Raw genomic sequence first — 16,843 nt, forward strand, 5'->3', positions numbered from 1 at the left:
TTATCCTTTTAAATTTTTTAAATTATCGATACTAATCGAACCTAAATTTCTAAAGATCGAAACTAAAATAGCCAATCCAACTGCAACTTCTGCTGCAGCAACTGCCATCGAAAAGAATACAAAGACTTGTCCTTGCGCATCTTGATGATAAGTTGAAAAAGCAACAAATAAAAGGTTAACAGCATTCAACATGATTTCGATAGACATGAAAACGATAATAGCATTTCGTCTGTACAATACACCAAAAATACCAATACAGAAAAGTACAACACTTAAAAAGATGTAGTTTTCAATACCTATTTGATTTAATATATTACCCATTATTTATTTAATTTTTCTTTTTTAGACAATAGTACAGTTCCAATCATAGCTACTAAAAGCAAGATCGAAGCGAATTCAAACGGAACCATATATTCGTTCAATAATATTTTACCTAATACCTTAATCGATTGGAAATCTTCTCCGTTAGACGGGTCGTATTCAACAATTGGCTTAGAGTTGATGAAAATTGCAATTAATACAATGCAAATCAAACAAAAAGAAACAATAGCGCCTAAACGTGTAATTCTAGGTCGGTGTACTTCTCGTTGTTCGTTCAGGTTCATCAACATGATCGTAAACAGGAATAAAATCATAATTGCTCCGGAGTAGACTATAATATGTACAATAGCCAAAAACTGAGCATTTAATAATAAATAGTGACCAGCAATCGAGAAGAAACAAATTACTAAATAGATAGCACTATGAATTGGATTTCTGCTAAAAATGGTCAAAAAAGCGGTAATCACCGTAATAAACGCTAAGAAACAAAATATAATTTGTACAGTTGTTGCGTGTGCAAAATCAGGAATATGTATCATTTAGTTAGCATTATTAAGTTGAGCATTTTTGATCGCCACATCAAGAGGCATCACTAATCTGTCTTTTCCAAAGATGAAATCTTCTCTTTCGTAGCTAGAAGGAACCAATACTTTCGAAGTCGTCAAATAAATGGCGTCTTTTGGACATGCTTCTTCGCATAAACCGCAAAAAATACAACGTAACATATTGATTTCGTAGATCGAAGCATATTTTTCTTCTCTGTACAAATGTTTTTCATCAGCTTTACGCTCAGCAGCTTTCATAGTAATTGCTTCAGCAGGACATGATAAAGCACATAATCCGCAAGCGGTACAGTTTTCACGACCTTGCTCATCACGTTTTAACTGGTGCTGACCACGATAAACCGGACTCATTTCACGCACTTGCTCAGGATAATGAATCGTGATCTTTTTTCTGAATAAGTGTTTAAGTGTGATAAACAATCCTTTCACAATCGCCACAAGATACAATCGCTCTAAAAAAGTCATCTCTTTATTAGAGACCATCTTTTTTCTACCCGATAATGATATAGTTTCTATTGACATTTTTTAATGTATGATTTACGATTTACGGTTTGTATGAAACAAGGCAAATCTGTTTTATTATTATTTTGAAGCTAATCCTGCTATCCGCTATATCTTTATTTTTTTAAAGAAAAAAAATAAAGGATGCCGCTTCTATCAGGGCTAGGCAATACAGTTCTTAGAATCCTAAAGCTGCTGCAATATCATGTCTTAAAATTACAACACCTGTAATCATGATATTAATAATCGAAAGCGGAATTAAAATTCTCCAGCCTAAGTTCATTAATTGGTCATATCTAAATCTCGGAATTGTCCAACGTACCCACATGTAGAAAAATATGAAGAAACATAATTTTGCAAACAATGCAGCAATTCCTAATAGATTAGCAACGTTAACACCTACATTTTCTACCATCCATTGCATTCCAGGATAATTGTATCCACCGAAAAACAAAACAGAAATAATAGTAGCAGAGATAAACATACTCGCATATTCAGCAAATAAATAGAATCCCATTTTCATAGATGAATATTCTGTATGGTAACCTCCAATTAATTCGTTTTCACATTCTGCTAAGTCAAAAGGAGTTCTGTTTGTTTCTGCAAACGAACAAATAAGGAAAATTAAGAATGATAAAGGCTGATAAAAAACGTTCCAGTTCATTCCGGCTTGTTGCTCAGAAATTGTTTTTAAGCTTAAAGTTCCGGTCATCATTAATAAAGCAATTATTGATAATCCCATAGCAACTTCGTACGAAACCATCTGAGACGCAGCACGAATAGCTCCCATTAATGAGAATTTATTATTAGAAGCCCATCCACCAATCATGATGCCGTAAACTCCTACTGATAATACTCCAAAAATGTATAATATACCAATATTAATATCAGTTGCCTGTAAAACTACATCACGGCCAAAAACATGCAATTTATCTCCCCACGGAATAACAGCACTTGTCATTAATGCCGTACTCATGGCAATTGCAGGTCCTACAACAAATAAAAATTTGTTTGGTGTGTTTGGGAAAAACTCTTCTTTCGAGAATAATTTCATACCATCGGCAAGAGGTTGTAATAAACCACCCCATCCTGCACGGTTTGGTCCTACACGATCTTGTAGAAAAGCTGCAACTTTACGTTCAGCCCAGGTAGAATACATTGCCATAACCATCGTTATCGCAAAAACGACAACAATAACGACACTTTTTTCTATAATAAATGCACTTTCCATTTCTTAAGATTTTTTATCATTTGTAGTTAATGGAATTGCAGCCATACTAATTTTTTTACGATCAATATCTCTACCTAAAAGGATCGTTTTTTCTGTATCGATTTCTACTTTCTCTAATTTTTGAGTGTAGTTATTTTGGTTGATAACAGAGTCTTTTTCAAATTCTCTAGGTCCTTCAATTACCCAGTCGTTCACGTTTTTGTGATCAAAACGACAACTGTTGCAAATGAATTCCTCTACTTCGTGGTACTCATCTTTACGACCAGTTACACGCTGAATTTCTCCACCAAACATCCATACAGTTGTTTTACCACAACATCCAGGAGTAGTACATTCTCTGTGAGCGTTGAAAGGTTTGTTGAACCAAACTCTTGATTTAAAACGGAAAGTTTTGTCTGTTAAAGCTCCAACCGGACAAACGTCGATCATGTTTCCAGAAAACTCGTTGTCGATTGCTTTAGATATTCCGGTTGAAATATTAGCGTGATCTCCACGATCTAATACTCCGTGAACTCTGTTGTCTGTCAATTGATCTGCAACTTGTACACATCTTTGACATAAAATACAACGGTTCATATGTAGTTGAATATTCGGACCAATATCTTCTGGTTCAAATGTTCTTTTTTCTTCAATAAAACGTGATTTTGGGTTTCCGTGCTCAAAACTTAAGTTCTGAAGATCACATTCACCAGCCTGATCACAAATAGGGCAATCTAATGGGTGATTGATCAATAAAAATTCAGTTACAGATTTACGGGCTTCAGTTACACGAGCCGATGATTTGCTGTTCACTTCCATTCCGTCCATACATCCTGTTACGCAAGATGCCATTAATTTTGGCATTGGTCTTGGGTCAGCCTCACTTCCTTTAGAAACTTCAACTAAACAACAACGACATTTTCCGCCGCTACCTTTTAATTTTGAGTAATAGCACATGGCTGGCGGAACCAAATCTCCACCAATCATACGTGCAGCCTGCAGGATCGTTGTTCCTGGCTCTACGTCTATACTTTGACCGTCTATGGTTACTTTCATCTCTTTATGATTTGAATGTTGAAAGTCGAAATATTGAAAAGAATTGCTGTCCTTTTTAACATTATGAACTTTATAACTTTCTGCTTTTTATTTTTATACGATTACTTTACCGCCTACTAAATGCTTTACTTGCGAAAAAGGCTCAGCAACAAAGTGATCTCTATTTTTGATTTTTTCAGGGAAACGAACGTGATATTCGAACTCATCTCTAAAGTGACGAATTGCTGCGGCTACTGGCCAAGAAGCTGCGTCACCAAGTGGGCAAATTGTGTTACCTTCAATTTTACTTTGAATACTCCACAATAATTCGATATCCTCCTCACGGCCTTGACCGTTTTCGATTCTCCATAATATTTTTTCTAACCATCCTGTTCCTTCACGACAAGGTGTACACTGTCCGCAAGATTCGTGGTGGTAAAAACGAGCAAAATTCCAAGTGTTTCTTACTACACAAGCAGTGTCGTTGTAAACGATAAATCCTCCTGAACCTAACATCGATCCGGTAGCAAAACCACCATCACTTAAAGATTCGTAAGACATTAATCGGTCTTCACCATTTGCTGTTTTAAAAATTAATTCAGCTGGTAAAATTGGCACTGAAGATCCTCCCGGTACAAATGCTTTCAAAGGTCTGCTAGAAGACATTCCTCCTAAATATTCGTCAGAATTCATGAATTCATCAACGCTTAAACCTAATTCAATTTCGTAAACTCCCGGATTTTTGATGTGTCCTGAAGCAGAGATTAATTTAGTTCCTGTAGAACGACCAATACCAATTTTAGCATAATCATCTCCAGAATTGTTGATGATCCATGGCACAGTAGCGATAGTTTCAACATTGTTTACCACGGTTGGGTTAGCCCAAAGTCCTGAAACTGCAGGGAATGGTGGTTTAATACGAGGATTTCCTCTTTTACCTTCTAATGACTCAATAAGCGCAGTTTCTTCTCCGCAAATATAAGCACCAGCTCCACAGTGAACATATAACTCTAAATCGTAACCTGTACCTAATATATTTTTTCCTAACCATCCGGCAGCCTTAGCTTCGGCGATTGCTCTTTCTAATATTTTGAAAACCCACATATATTCTCCACGAATGTAGATGTATGAAAGGTTAGCGCCTAAGGCAAAACTTGAGGTAATCATTCCTTCGATCAATAAGTGAGGAATGTATTCCATCAAATAACGATCTTTAAAAGTTCCCGGTTCAGACTCGTCGGCATTGCAAACTAAGTGTCTTGGTTTACCTGATTTTTTATCAATAAAACTCCATTTCATTCCTGCAGGGAAACCTGCACCTCCACGACCACGCAGACCTGATTTTTTTACTTCTTCAGTAACTTCATCCGGTGTAAGTGTTTTAAGAGCTTTTTCTACAGACGCATAACCACCATTTTGGCGATATACTTCGTAGGTTTTAATTCCTGGAATATTGATTTTATCTAATAATATTTTTTGTGACATCTTATTTATCGTGTAATATTATTTTATCATCTTTACAATCAGCGATTAACTGATCAATCTTATCTTCTGTCAATTTTTCTTTGTAGAAATCGCCTAATTGCAACATCGGAGCGTATCCGCAGGCACCTAAACATTCTACGCCGGCAATGGTAAACATTCCGTCTGGAGTTGTTTCTCCCATTTTAATGCCTAATTTTTCAGAAGTATAATCCATTAAATTTTCAGCACCATTTAAACAACAACAAGAAGTCTGGCAAAACTCGAACATGTATTTTCCAATTGGCTTTTGGTTGAACATGGTATAAAAAGTAACCACTTCATACACTTCAATTGGTTTTATCTGAAGAATTTCGGCAACTTTATCTTGCAATTCAATGCTAAGCCAGTTGTTATGCGCATCTTGCACTTCATGCAAAACAGGCAACAAAGCTGATTTTTGTTTGCCTTCAGGATAATGACTGATTAATTCATTGATACGGGTGATCAATGCCTCTGTCATATTTATTTCTTGTTTGTAATGTTTACGTTCCATTTTTAATTTTAGATTTTAGATTTTAGATTTTAGATTTTTTTAATCTTTGTCTACAATCTATGATTCTTCAATCATTGTTTAAGTTTTAGATTCTTCAATCTGAATTTTTCAATTCCTAAATTATAATTTTTAAATCTAAATTCTAAAACCTGCATTTTCAATCAGTAATCTAAAATCTATAATCTAAAATTTACAATCTGTTAGGCGTCTAATTCTCCTGCAATTACATTTAAACTTGATAGAATAACAATTGCATCAGAAAGTAATGAACCTTTAATCATTTCAGGATATGCCTGGTAATAAATAAAACAAGGTCTTCTAAAATGTAATCTATATGGAGTTCTGCTTCCGTCAGTAACTAAATAAAATCCTATTTCTCCATTTCCTCCTTCAACAGGGTGGTAAATTTCTGCAACTGGTACAGGAACTTCTCCCATTACAATCTTAAAGTGATAAATTAGAGATTCCATAGAAGTGTAAACATCTTCTTTTGGAGGAAGGTAGTAATCAGGAACTTCTGCATGATATTCGTTTCCGGCTGGCATTTTATCCAACGCCTGACGAATGATGCTTAAACTTTCGCGAACTTCTGCATTACGAACACAGAAACGATCGTAAGTATCTCCTGATTTTCCAACAGGAACAATGAAATCGAAATCTTCGTATGAAGAATAAGGCTGAGCCACACGAACGTCATAATCAACTCCGGCAGCACGTAAGTTTGGACCTGTAAATCCGTACGCCATTGCCTGCTCTGCAGTAATTGCACCTACGTTTACGGTTCTGTCAAGGAAAATTCTGTTTCTTTCGAATAAGTTTTCAAATTCTTGCCAAGCGACAGGAAATTCTTTTAAAAACACATCTAATTTACGGAAAGCTTCTGGTGACCAGTCTCTTTCGAAACCACCAATTCTTCCCATATTTGTTGTTAAACGAGCTCCACAAATTTCTTCGTAAATCTCGTATACTTTTTCTCTAAATTGAAAAACATATAAGAAACCAGTATAAGCACCAGTATCAACACCTAAGATTGAGTTACAAATTAAGTGATCTGTAATACGTGCCAATTCCATTACAATAACTCTTAAGTATTGAGCGCGTTTAGGTACTTCAATATTTAGTAATTTTTCTAAAGTCATCCACCATCCCATATTGTTGATAGGAGAGGAACAATAGTTCATACGGTCTGTAAGAGGTGTAATCTGGTAAAAAGGACGATTTTCAGCAATTTTCTCAAAAGCTCTGTGAATGTAACCAATGGTTGGTTCAGCTTCAAGAATTCTCTCACCGTCCATCAACAGGATATTTTGAAAAATACCGTGTGTGGCTGGGTGTGTTGGCCCTAAATTCAGTACCGAAAGCTCGCTTCCGTCTTCGTTTAGTTTATCCTTAACTATTTTAGCATATCGATGCTCTGGTGATAATAATAGTTCTGACATTTTATAATGTTGAATTATTTATTTTTAGCAATTTGTTGTTGTTCTTCCAAAGAATCTGTCGTCTTTATCAGTTCTTCCGCTGTCTTCCATTGGGAATTCTTTTCGCATTGGGAAAGACACCATTTCATCCATATTCAAAATACGTTTCAATTGCGGATGTCCAATAAAGTTGATCCCGAAGAAATCGTATGTTTCTCTTTCCATCCAGTTTGAACTTAAGAAAATATTCGAAATGGTTTTAATTTCTGGTTTTTCACCATTTAGAAAAACTGTAATTCTGATTCTTTTGTTTTCGTACCAGTTGTGTAAATGATATACTATGGCAAACTGACGATCTGTTTCGTTATCTGGATAATGAACTCCGCATAAATCAGTTAAAAAGTGAAAACGTAAATCAGAATCGTTTTTCAAAAAAAGAATCAAAGCAGTTATTTTATCTGCTGTTGTTTCTAGTGAAAAAATATCTCTTTCTTGGTGAAAGTTAAAAACACTTGTATCAAATGTTTCTGTAAGTTTATCTTGTATCAGGGTATTTTCTAAAGCCATCTTATGAAATGTTATATGAAGCTAGTAATTCTTGGTATTCCGGTGAACTTCTGCGTCTAACAGATTCGCTTTTTACCAATTCCTGAAGTTTCATTACTCCATCAACAATTTGTTCTGGTCTTGGCGGACATCCCGGAACGTAAACGTCAACCGGAATTACTTTGTCAATACCTTGCAAAACTGAATAAGTATCAAAAATTCCACCTGATGAAGCACAAGCTCCAACAGCAATTACCCAGCGAGGCTCAGACATTTGCTCGTAAACTTGTCTTAAAATAGGAGCCATTTTTTTAGAAATCGTTCCCATAACCAGCAACATATCTGCCTGACGAGGAGAAAAACTCACACGCTCAGAACCAAATCGTGCTAAATCGTAGTGTGAAGCCATTGTAGCCATGAATTCGATACCACAGCATGAAGTTGCAAAAGGCAATGGCCATAATGAATTGGCTCTTGCTAAACCTACAACATCATTTAGTTTTGTAGCGAAGAAACCTTCTCCTACAACCCCTTCTGGTGGTGCAACCATATTTACATTTGAATTGCTCATTTTATTTTAGATTTCTGATTTTAGATTTTAGATTTGGAAAATCGTAAAAGCTAAAATCAATTTTTTTAAATCAGTATTAAATTCAATTGAAGCTAAATTTTAAATTTTAATTCGAGATGTATAATCTAAAATCAGAAATTTAAAATCTAAAATCATAATTATTCCCAGTCTAATGCTTTTTTCTTGATGATATAGAAAAAGCCCACTAAAAGAAGCGACATGAAAACAATCATCTTAAGCATTCCTTCAATTCCCAGTTCTTTGAAGTTTACCGCCCAAGGATAAAGGAAAATTACCTCTACGTCGAACAATACGAATAAAATGGCCACCAGGAAGTATTTTACTGAAAACGGGATACGAGCATTACCAACAGACTCGATACCGCACTCAAAGTTCTTATCTTTGGTTTCAGAGCTTCTTTTTGGTCCTAATTTTCCGGAAATAATGATAGTTCCTACCACAAAACCAACAGCTAAAATGAACTGCATTAAAATAGGAATGTAATTGTATTGATCAGATTGCATAAACTTAGGTTTTTTACTTAAAGAATAAGCCACAAAGATAACTTTCAACTCTGTAAATCACAAGCTAAAAAAGGATTTAAGTGTGTTACATAAGGGTGAATATTTGTAATTTTTATTCATTATAAATAATACCAATCTATTTTAAGATTTTTTTAAGATTTGAGCAAAAAAAAACGTCCCGAAATTTCGAGACGTTTTTAAACCATTCAGAGGCAAAAAAAATAAATTGCTATATTTTTCTTAGATTACTGCTACTTTAGCAGCAACTTTCCCTTTTCTTCCTTCTTCTTCTTCATAGCTTACACGGTCACCTTCGCGTAATTCTTCCGCGTTAATTCCTGAAGCGTGAACGAAGATATCTTTTCCTGTTTCTTCGTCTGTAATGAATCCATAACCTTTAGATTCATTGAAAAATTTTACTGTACCTGTACGCATTGTAATTGTAATAATAATTTATAATGAAGCAAATGTAATATATAAATTCATACAAAAGACAATAAGGTGTTAATTTTTTGTAAAAATTATTGATTCACAGTGTTTTCGCTATTTATATTGCATCAATTTTGATATGGAAGTATTTTATTTAAGAATCATTAATTGTAAGAATAAAAGTTAAAAAAGTAGCTTATAGTTTACAAATTTTTCTTATATTATGCACAAGCCGATCGGTAAAACTGTGTAAATGTGGCAAAATACTTGTAATTACTGATGTTCTCCCTTTATCGCATTACAAAATTTAGGTTAAAAAACGAAAAAAATCAAAAAAAATGGCAGCTAAAATTAATAGCTGCCATCTGTAATTTTAAAATTCTGAAAATTTATATCGCATCAATTTTGATGTGTAATTCTTTTAATTGAGCATCATCGATTGTAGCAGGTGCATCGATCATTACATCACGTCCTGAATTATTTTTTGGGAACGCGATAAAATCTCTGATGGTTTCCTGACCTCCCAAAATTGCTACTAATCTGTCAAGACCAAATGCTAGACCTCCGTGAGGTGGTGCTCCAAACTGAAAAGCATCCATTAAGAAGCCAAATTGAGCTTTTGCTTCTTCTTCGGTAAAGCCTAAATATTTAAACATTAATTGTTGAGTCGCTTTATCATGAATACGAATCGATCCTCCACCAATTTCATTTCCGTTTAATACCATATCATATGCATTAGCACGAACTTTTCCAGGTTCTGTTTCTAACAAAGCCATATCCTCTGGTTTTGGAGATGTAAATGGATGGTGCATTGCATGGTAACGACCGCTTTCTTCATCAAGTTCTAATAATGGGAAATCTACAACCCAAAGTGGTGCAAATTCTTCCGGATTACGCAATCCTAAACGAGTTGCCAATTCCATACGAAGTGCAGAAAGCTGAGCACGTGTTTTGTTTGCCGGACCAGAAAGTACAAAAATCATATCTCCAGGTTTTGCACCTGTAATTTTTGCCCATTGTCCTAAATCATCCTGATCGTAGAATTTATCTACAGATGATTTAAATGTTCCGTCGTCATTACATTTTGCATATACGATTCCTGATGCGCCAACTTGCGGACGTTTTACCCAGTCAATTAATGCGTCAATTTCTTTACGGGTATAATTTCCTGCGCCAGGAACTGCAATACCAACCACTAATTCAGCAGCATTGAATACAGGGAAATCTTTGTGTTGTGCAAATTTGTTCAATTCACCAAATTCCATCCCAAAACGAATGTCCGGTTTGTCATTTCCGTATGTTTTCATGGCATAATCGTAAGTAATTCTAGGGAATTTATCTACTTCTATACCTTTAATTTCTTTTAATAAATGTCTTGTAAGGCCTTCAAAAACATTCAAAATGTCTTCTTGCTCTACAAATGCCATTTCGCAATCGATTTGTGTAAACTCCGGCTGACGGTCAGCACGTAAATCCTCATCACGGAAACATTTCACAATCTGGAAATATTTATCCATTCCACCTACCATCAATAATTGTTTGAAAGTTTGAGGAGATTGTGGCAATGCATAAAATTGTCCTTCGTTCATACGGCTTGGTACAACGAAATCTCTTGCTCCTTCAGGAGTTGATTTAATTAAGTAAGGAGTTTCAACTTCGCAAAAATCTAAATCAGATAGATATTTACGAACTTCCATCGCTACTTTATGACGAAATAACAAACTGTTTTTTACAGGATTTCTACGAATATCTAGATAACGATATTTCATTCTGATATCTTCTCCACCATCAGTTTCATCTTCAATTGTAAACGGAGGAGTCAAAGCAGCATTTAGAATAGTTAATTCAGTAACTAAAATTTCTATGTCACCGGTAATCATGTTTTTGTTTTTGTTCTTGTCTTCACGTTCAATAACAAGTCCTTTTACCTGAATTACAAATTCTCTACCAAGAGTTTTTGCCAATTCAAAAACAGTTTTATCAGTACGACTTTCGTCGAAAATAAGTTGTGTAATTCCGTAACGGTCGCGTAAGTCAACCCAATTCATAAATCCTTTATCGCGTGATTTTTGAACCCAACCCGCTAGTGTAACTTCCGTATTAATATTTGAGGCGCTTAATTCGCCACAATTATGACTTCTATACATGATCAAAATTTTAGACTGCAAAAGTAAACACAAAATTCAAGATAATATAGTAAAGTGATAAAGTTGATACGTTGAAATTTGAAATATTTTGTTAATTCTTAAATTTTGAAGCTGTAATTTCTTTAGATTTGAATCACTAAAAACAAACTTTAATTTATATGAACAAACTTTTTGTTACTGGTCTGTTGATTTTTAGCGCTTTGAATGTTATAGGTCAAACCAAAAATCAAATTAAATTTACGGCTAAAATTACCAATAGAAATAGCGATACTTTAGTGATTAGAGGAAGGGATAATTTTAAACAAGTGATCCCTATTAATAAAAAAGAGGTTTTTGCAGCCAATTTTGATGCTCCAAAAGGGTTTTATATGTTTTCTGACGGAACAGAATCTTCTAATTTATATTTAAAACCAAATTCAGACATTAATTTGACAATGAATGCCAAAGAATTTGACGAAACGATTGTATATAAAGGGAAAGGTGTTGATGAGAGCAATTTTATGGCACAGCAAGCTTTAAAGGATGAACAATTTCAAAAAGAAGCTTTTACTAAGGAACCGGCTGAATTTGCTTCACTTTTAGAAGCAAAGAAAAAGACAGATATTGAAAATGTTGAGAAAGGTAATTTTGATCCTGAATTTAAAACAGCCTTAAAAAGTAGTTTTGAAAGCTTCAACCAATATGCAGCGCAAGAATATGAAAGAGCGTCTAAAGCAAATAGACTAAACGGAAAACCGTCTCCTGATTTTGACTATGATAATCATAAAGGCGGAAAAACAAAATTGTCTGATCTGAAAGGAAAATATATCTATATCGATTTGTGGGCTACTTGGTGTGCGCCTTGTAGAGCAGAGATACCTTATTTGCAGAAAATTGAAGAAAAATATCACGGAAAAAATATTGAGTTCGTAAGTATTTCAATTGATAAGGTAAAGGATAATGAAAAATGGAAAAAATTTGTAACAGATAAAAACTTAGGAGGAATTCAATTATTCGCTGATAAAGATTGGGAATCTGAGTTTGTAACCAGCTATGGTGTAACGGGAATTCCAAGATTTATTATCGTTGATCCAAAAGGAAATGTTTTAAGCGCAGATGCAGCAAGACCTTCATCTCCAGAGCTTCAAACGCAGTTAGACTCATTATTGAAGTAATTTATTTACCAAATTTATAACGTTATAGTAAATTTATATATTTTCTAAAAACCCAGTAAAACCAGTGCTTCAGCGCTGGTTTTTTTGTTTTAGATAAATTTCCAATGTTAAGCTTTTACTCAATGTTACCAAATTGTTAAGTAAAAGTTTTTTTAATGTAAACAATTAATTATATTTGATAAAGATTTGATAACATTAAATACCTAAAGATATGAAAAAGTGTGTAATTTTAGTTGCAATATTGTTCTCTGGAATTTTAGTTGCACAAGAGATAAAACCTGAATTAGAAGTTGTTGGAAACAAAGTAAAAGCTACTTACTACCATGAAAATGGACAAGTACAACAAGAAGGTTTTTTTAAGGATGGTAAATTAGATGGTGTTTGGGTGTCTTATGATGAAAAAGGAAACAAAGTTGCCGTAGGAGAGTACACAGACGGATTGAAAACTGGAAAATGGATTTTCTTTAATGAAAAAAACCTTTGCGAGGTTTCTTATGAAAACAGCAAAGTCGCTTCAGTTAAAAACTTACAGAAAAATGCATTAGCAAATAGAAATTGATACTATTTCGAATAACTTAGAAAACCGCTTTAATTAGCGGTTTTTTTTGATCAAAATATTATTATTTTAACTGCAAAGAACGCAAGTTTTTATCTTATGTTCTTTGCGGTTAAATTTTTAGGCCTTTATTTTTTTGCAGGATTTATTTCTTCGTCCGTACCAAATTACAAAACCGGTTACAGGCAAAGCGGCCGCAATTAAGCTGATTATAAAAGCTATAATTTTTCCTGGCAAGTCTAATATTTGTCCGGTATGAATTCCGTAGTTCATTTCGACAACTTGCAGGCCTAGACTCTTTTTATCAAAAGGCTGACTTTGTATTAATTTACCATCACCCGGATGAAAATAATAATTGCTTTGATGATCGTATCGTAAAGTATGAGGATAAGCTCCGGTATTGATTAAATCTCCTTTTTGCAGAGGGTAAGTTATAAAAATCATTTCGGCTTTTGGTTGTAATTTCATCGTTTCGATAAAAGCACGATCGACAGCAGTAATTTTATTATTGGCAAATTTAGTCGTGTCGATTACAGGCGCTTTTGTTTCTAAAGCTTTATCTCCCCCAAAATTGAAAGTTTTGTAAATGCCATCTCCAACCCATTCGTAAGTAAAAGTTAAACCTGTAATGGCAATAATAGCGGCAATAATTGCAATATAGAATCCGGAAGTATTGTGCCAGTCGTAATTTACCCTGCGCCATTTTGCAGACCATTTTACGGTAAAACTTCTTTTAAGATCGCTTCGGCGTTTGGGCCACCATTGAATAATTCCTGAAATCAGTAAAAGGATAAAAATTATGGTAGCGCCGCCAATAATATGTTTGCCAATATAATCGGGCAATAATAAGTATAAATGAATGTATTCTACAATGATGAAAAAATCTGTTTCAGGATCTTCGGTTTTTAAATATTTTCCGGTGTAAGGATTAAAATAAAGATATCTATTTTCTGTATCAGAGTAAGTGTAAACGATTGCAGTTCTATTTTTTCCATAAAAAGAAACCATTGATTGTTTGTATTCCGGAAGAATTTCTTTGGCTTTTTCCTGTAAAACAGACGGAAGTACAAAAGGTTTGTTTTGTGGTTCAACCAATCGCCATTCTTTTCGGGTAATGTCTTTTATTTCGTCATGAAAACAAAAAATACAACCAGTAATACTGATAATAAAAACAATAAGCCCGGAAATTAATCCGAGCCATTTATGTAGAAAACGTATTTGTTTTTTGAAACTCATGTTTTGTGTAAAGACATTCTGCGGGGCAAAAATACCATTAAAAGGTAGATTGTGCGGTAAAGTTTTTTATAAATTCGTTTTAAAATTTATAAGTAATACTTCCCATAAAAGTTCTCGGCGCTTGTACATTAACAGTTGTATAACCATTAAAATAAAGTTCATCTGTAAGATTATCTACTTTTAATGAAAGTCTGTATTTGGGCTGATCGTAATACAATGTTGCATTTACGACATTATATGATGGTAAAACAAAAGCTTCAACATCGGCAGGATTTCCTGAGCCGGTTGGGTTTCTGTTGTAAACAAAAGTTTCGTCGCCATAATTTCCTCCAATACCAAAACCTAATCCTTTTAGTTTAGAAGTTTGCAAACTGTAACTAATCCAGTAATTAATTAAATTTTCAGGTCCTGCCGTTTCAGGTCTTAATCCGTTTACATCAGCATTTGCATTGTTGAGTTTGCTGTTGTTGTAGGCGTATCCAAAAATAAAATTCAATCCTGAAATTGGGTTTGCAGTCACTTCAAGTTCAACACCTTTGCTGGTTTGGTTTCCGTCCTGTACATTCGTATTCACAACTTGTCCTGCGCGAACGATATTTTTTACATCAATATTGTAATAGCTTAAATTGGCACTTAATTTATTTTCGAAAGCATTTAATTTAATACCTGCTTCGAACTGATTTGCTTTTTCAGGATCAAATTGTTTCAGTTCCGGATTTCCGCCTACGTTGGCAAATAAGTAACCAATGTTTTTAAAACTATTTTGGTAATTTCCAAAAATGGCTACTTTATCTTTTATAATCTGGTAAACAAGTCCCAATTTTGGAGAAAAAGCATTTTGCGAAAAATCTCCTGATGTAATATTTGTTGCCGGATCGTAAGTTCCGTTATTTTTATAATGATCAAAACGCAATGCAGCCGAAAGAATTAGCTGATCTGTAATATTGATAACATCTGCGGCATAAACACTGTAAGTTGTAAGCGATGTAATGGTTCTGTATTGATAACCGTTTACAAATAAAGGCTCAATATTATTTGGGTTAAAATTATAATAATTAGCATTCGCTCCAGAATAATCTACAATGTCATATTCTGTTTTAAAAGGATTGTTGGGATCTCCGCCAAGATATCCAAGGCTGCTATTGGTTTCTGATCTTAAAATATCTCCACCAATAAGCAATTGATGTTTCATACCAAAAAGTTCCGTCTTGCCATTAAAGTTTTGTTGAAACTCAACAATATTATCTTTACCTATCATATTCCAGGCATTTCTTGACATTTTGTTATTTCCTAAAAGATAAAACCAAGCCTGAGGTCCGTCTGATTGATTGGCGCTTGAGCTAAAAATGGTTTGCGATTTCCAGTTCTCACTGATTTCATAATGAGCCTGTGCAAATATATTGGCCGTTTTGGTATTCATCATAAATTCGCCTCCTGTAAAAGATCTTTTCCAGTCTCTTGCAATCTGATTGGCATTATATAAATTAATACTTTTTGGAGTTTGTCCGTAAGGAATATAAGTAAATGCCGGCGATGATGAATTTACAGTAGATAATTCGGCATCAATAGAAATGGTTAATTTGTCATTTATTTTATATGAAAATGAAGGAGCAAAAAAGTAGCTTCTGTTTTTTCCGTAATCCTGAAAAGTGTTAGCGTCATTATAAGCACCATTTACTCGTAGTAAAGCTGTTTTTTCTTCATTTAAAGGAACATTAATATCTGCTGCTAATCGGTTTAAACCATAACTTCCGGATTGATAGCTAATATCTCCTCTAAAAGTTTCTGTTGGTTTTTTGGTAACCCTGTTAATTAGTCCGCCGTAAGAAGTTAAAATGCTTCCAAAAAGTGTTGCCGATGGTCCTTTTATACTTTCTATTCTTTCTAAATTGGCAGCATCAACGCTGTTTGTGATTTTTCCGGCAATTCCGTCTCTTAATAAACTTTGTGTTACAAATCCGCGGGAAGCGAAATAAGAACCTCCGTCACCCACTTTTCCTGTTGCGGCCCAAAGTTGGTATAATCCCGGTACGTTTTTTAAGGCCTCGTCCTGATTAATCACCAACTGATCTCTCATTAAACTTTTGGTTACAACACTGTAAACCTGAGAATTTTCAAGGTTTTTAATCTGCATTTTAGATACAAAAGGACTTTCAGATTTATTGTATTTATTGATGTTTCCTTTTATAAAAACTTCTTCAAGTTCTTCTGTGTTTGTGTTAATGGTAAAGTTTTCTATGATTTCGGCTTCACCATTTACAGTAATTTTCTTTTCTTTTGATGAATGGCCAAGCGCAGATACTCGTATGGTGTAATTGCCTGAATTGATGTTTTTAATTTCGTACAATCCCTGACTATCTGTTAGAATTCCTATTTTGGTTCCTTTTAACTGAACTGAAACATTTTCTAAAGCTTCGCCGTTTACAGCGGTAATCGTTCCTTTTATAGTTGTTTTTTGTTGTGAAAAAACCGGAGTCTGAGCCAATACTAAAAAGCAAAAACCTATAAACGCTATTGTAAATCTTATCTTCATTTTATTTAGAATAAATACTGATAAGGCAAAAATAGTGCTTATAGGTTATATAGCAAATTATTTATCACTAAATTATAGGAAA

At 34.2% G+C, this 16,843-nt stretch carries 17 protein-coding genes; 2 read left to right on the forward strand and 15 right to left on the reverse strand.

What is annotated here, in order from left to right:
* From nuoK to aspS, 13 genes are all read right to left on the reverse strand, one after another.
* On the reverse strand, positions 1-321 hold the full coding sequence (gene nuoK, locus L0669_RS06265) for an NADH-quinone oxidoreductase subunit NuoK (RefSeq protein ID WP_017494599.1): 321 nt from the start codon (positions 319-321) through the stop codon (positions 1-3).
* Positions 321-860, reverse strand: coding sequence for an NADH-quinone oxidoreductase subunit J family protein (locus L0669_RS06270; protein WP_173969071.1), 540 nt, complete (start codon positions 858-860; stop codon positions 321-323). Before L0669_RS06270 ends, nuoK begins: the two co-directional genes overlap by 1 nt.
* Positions 861-1,406 (reverse strand): NuoI/complex I 23 kDa subunit family protein, encoded by a 546-nt coding sequence (locus L0669_RS06275; protein ID WP_173969070.1) that lies wholly within the window; start codon positions 1,404-1,406, stop codon positions 861-863.
* Between the two features lie 157 nt (positions 1,407-1,563).
* A complete protein-coding gene (gene nuoH / locus L0669_RS06280; RefSeq protein WP_173969069.1) occupies positions 1,564-2,616 on the reverse strand; it encodes an NADH-quinone oxidoreductase subunit NuoH in 1,053 nt (350 codons plus the stop codon).
* Positions 2,617-2,619: 3 nt separating this feature from the next.
* Positions 2,620-3,651 carry an NADH-quinone oxidoreductase subunit G gene (locus L0669_RS06285; protein WP_173969068.1) on the reverse strand — a complete coding sequence of 344 codons (1,032 nt, stop codon included), beginning with the start codon at positions 3,649-3,651 and terminating at the stop codon, positions 2,620-2,622.
* 93 nt (positions 3,652-3,744) lie between these two features.
* Positions 3,745-5,115, reverse strand: coding sequence for an NADH-quinone oxidoreductase subunit NuoF (gene nuoF / locus L0669_RS06290; RefSeq protein WP_263762132.1), 1,371 nt, complete (start codon positions 5,113-5,115; stop codon positions 3,745-3,747).
* 1 nt (position 5,116) lies between these two features.
* Positions 5,117-5,647: a complex I 24 kDa subunit family protein gene (locus L0669_RS06295; protein WP_173969066.1), complete on the reverse strand. Its 531-nt coding sequence runs from the start codon at positions 5,645-5,647 to the stop codon at positions 5,117-5,119.
* 200 nt (positions 5,648-5,847) lie between these two features.
* Positions 5,848-7,086, reverse strand: coding sequence for an NADH-quinone oxidoreductase subunit D (locus L0669_RS06300; protein WP_173969065.1), 1,239 nt, complete (start codon positions 7,084-7,086; stop codon positions 5,848-5,850).
* Positions 7,087-7,110: 24 nt separating this feature from the next.
* On the reverse strand, positions 7,111-7,632 hold the full coding sequence (locus L0669_RS06305) for an NADH-quinone oxidoreductase subunit C (protein ID WP_263762135.1): 522 nt from the start codon (positions 7,630-7,632) through the stop codon (positions 7,111-7,113).
* A 1-nt stretch (position 7,633) separates the two neighbouring features.
* Complete coding sequence (locus tag L0669_RS06310) at positions 7,634-8,182, reverse strand: NADH-quinone oxidoreductase subunit B (protein ID WP_173969063.1); 549 nt, start codon at positions 8,180-8,182, stop codon at positions 7,634-7,636.
* Between the two features lie 158 nt (positions 8,183-8,340).
* Positions 8,341-8,706: an NADH-quinone oxidoreductase subunit A gene (locus L0669_RS06315; RefSeq protein ID WP_173969062.1), complete on the reverse strand. Its 366-nt coding sequence runs from the start codon at positions 8,704-8,706 to the stop codon at positions 8,341-8,343.
* A gap of 240 nt (positions 8,707-8,946) precedes the next feature.
* On the reverse strand, positions 8,947-9,141 hold the full coding sequence (locus tag L0669_RS06320; protein WP_007137066.1) for a cold-shock protein: 195 nt from the start codon (positions 9,139-9,141) through the stop codon (positions 8,947-8,949).
* A gap of 383 nt (positions 9,142-9,524) precedes the next feature.
* Positions 9,525-11,282: an aspartate--tRNA ligase gene (aspS, locus tag L0669_RS06325; RefSeq protein WP_263762137.1), complete on the reverse strand. Its 1,758-nt coding sequence runs from the start codon at positions 11,280-11,282 to the stop codon at positions 9,525-9,527.
* Positions 11,283-11,440: 158 nt separating this feature from the next.
* Between aspS and L0669_RS06330 the strand changes: the two genes are divergently transcribed.
* Positions 11,441-12,436 carry a TlpA family protein disulfide reductase gene (locus L0669_RS06330; RefSeq protein WP_263762139.1) on the forward strand — a complete coding sequence of 332 codons (996 nt, stop codon included), beginning with the start codon at positions 11,441-11,443 and terminating at the stop codon, positions 12,434-12,436.
* Positions 12,437-12,647: 211 nt separating this feature from the next.
* Complete coding sequence (locus tag L0669_RS06335; protein ID WP_173969056.1) at positions 12,648-12,995, forward strand: toxin-antitoxin system YwqK family antitoxin; 348 nt, start codon at positions 12,648-12,650, stop codon at positions 12,993-12,995.
* A 117-nt stretch (positions 12,996-13,112) separates the two neighbouring features.
* Here the strand turns inward: L0669_RS06335 and L0669_RS06340 are convergent, their stop codons facing one another.
* On the reverse strand, positions 13,113-14,228 hold the full coding sequence (locus L0669_RS06340) for a PepSY-associated TM helix domain-containing protein (RefSeq protein ID WP_263762141.1): 1,116 nt from the start codon (positions 14,226-14,228) through the stop codon (positions 13,113-13,115).
* Positions 14,229-14,307: 79 nt separating this feature from the next.
* Positions 14,308-16,761 carry a TonB-dependent receptor gene (locus L0669_RS06345; RefSeq protein ID WP_263762143.1) on the reverse strand — a complete coding sequence of 818 codons (2,454 nt, stop codon included), beginning with the start codon at positions 16,759-16,761 and terminating at the stop codon, positions 14,308-14,310.
* Positions 16,762-16,843: the final 82 nt, after the last annotated feature.

The organism is Flavobacterium bizetiae (assembly GCF_024271895.1).
Taxonomy (GTDB): Bacteria; Bacteroidota; Bacteroidia; order Flavobacteriales; family Flavobacteriaceae; genus Flavobacterium; species Flavobacterium bizetiae.

Coding starts and splice junctions, on each gene's coding strand:
- nuoK (WP_017494599.1), bottom strand. CDS start 321: ATGGGTAATATATTAAATCAAATAGGTATTGAAAACTACATCTTTTTA.
- L0669_RS06270 (WP_173969071.1), bottom strand. CDS start 860: ATGATACATATTCCTGATTTTGCACACGCAACAACTGTACAAATTATA.
- L0669_RS06275 (WP_173969070.1), bottom strand. CDS start 1,406: ATGTCAATAGAAACTATATCATTATCGGGTAGAAAAAAGATGGTCTCT.
- nuoH (WP_173969069.1), bottom strand. CDS start 2,616: ATGGAAAGTGCATTTATTATAGAAAAAAGTGTCGTTATTGTTGTCGTT.
- L0669_RS06285 (WP_173969068.1), bottom strand. CDS start 3,651: ATGAAAGTAACCATAGACGGTCAAAGTATAGACGTAGAGCCAGGAACA.
- nuoF (WP_263762132.1), bottom strand. CDS start 5,115: ATGTCACAAAAAATATTATTAGATAAAATCAATATTCCAGGAATTAAA.
- L0669_RS06295 (WP_173969066.1), bottom strand. CDS start 5,647: ATGGAACGTAAACATTACAAACAAGAAATAAATATGACAGAGGCATTG.
- L0669_RS06300 (WP_173969065.1), bottom strand. CDS start 7,086: ATGTCAGAACTATTATTATCACCAGAGCATCGATATGCTAAAATAGTT.
- L0669_RS06305 (WP_263762135.1), bottom strand. CDS start 7,632: ATGGCTTTAGAAAATACCCTGATACAAGATAAACTTACAGAAACATTT.
- L0669_RS06310 (WP_173969063.1), bottom strand. CDS start 8,182: ATGAGCAATTCAAATGTAAATATGGTTGCACCACCAGAAGGGGTTGTA.
- L0669_RS06315 (WP_173969062.1), bottom strand. CDS start 8,706: ATGCAATCTGATCAATACAATTACATTCCTATTTTAATGCAGTTCATT.
- L0669_RS06320 (WP_007137066.1), bottom strand. CDS start 9,141: ATGCGTACAGGTACAGTAAAATTTTTCAATGAATCTAAAGGTTATGGA.
- aspS (WP_263762137.1), bottom strand. CDS start 11,282: ATGTATAGAAGTCATAATTGTGGCGAATTAAGCGCCTCAAATATTAAT.
- L0669_RS06330 (WP_263762139.1), top strand. CDS start 11,441: ATGAACAAACTTTTTGTTACTGGTCTGTTGATTTTTAGCGCTTTGAAT.
- L0669_RS06335 (WP_173969056.1), top strand. CDS start 12,648: ATGAAAAAGTGTGTAATTTTAGTTGCAATATTGTTCTCTGGAATTTTA.
- L0669_RS06340 (WP_263762141.1), bottom strand. CDS start 14,228: ATGAGTTTCAAAAAACAAATACGTTTTCTACATAAATGGCTCGGATTA.
- L0669_RS06345 (WP_263762143.1), bottom strand. CDS start 16,761: ATGAAGATAAGATTTACAATAGCGTTTATAGGTTTTTGCTTTTTAGTA.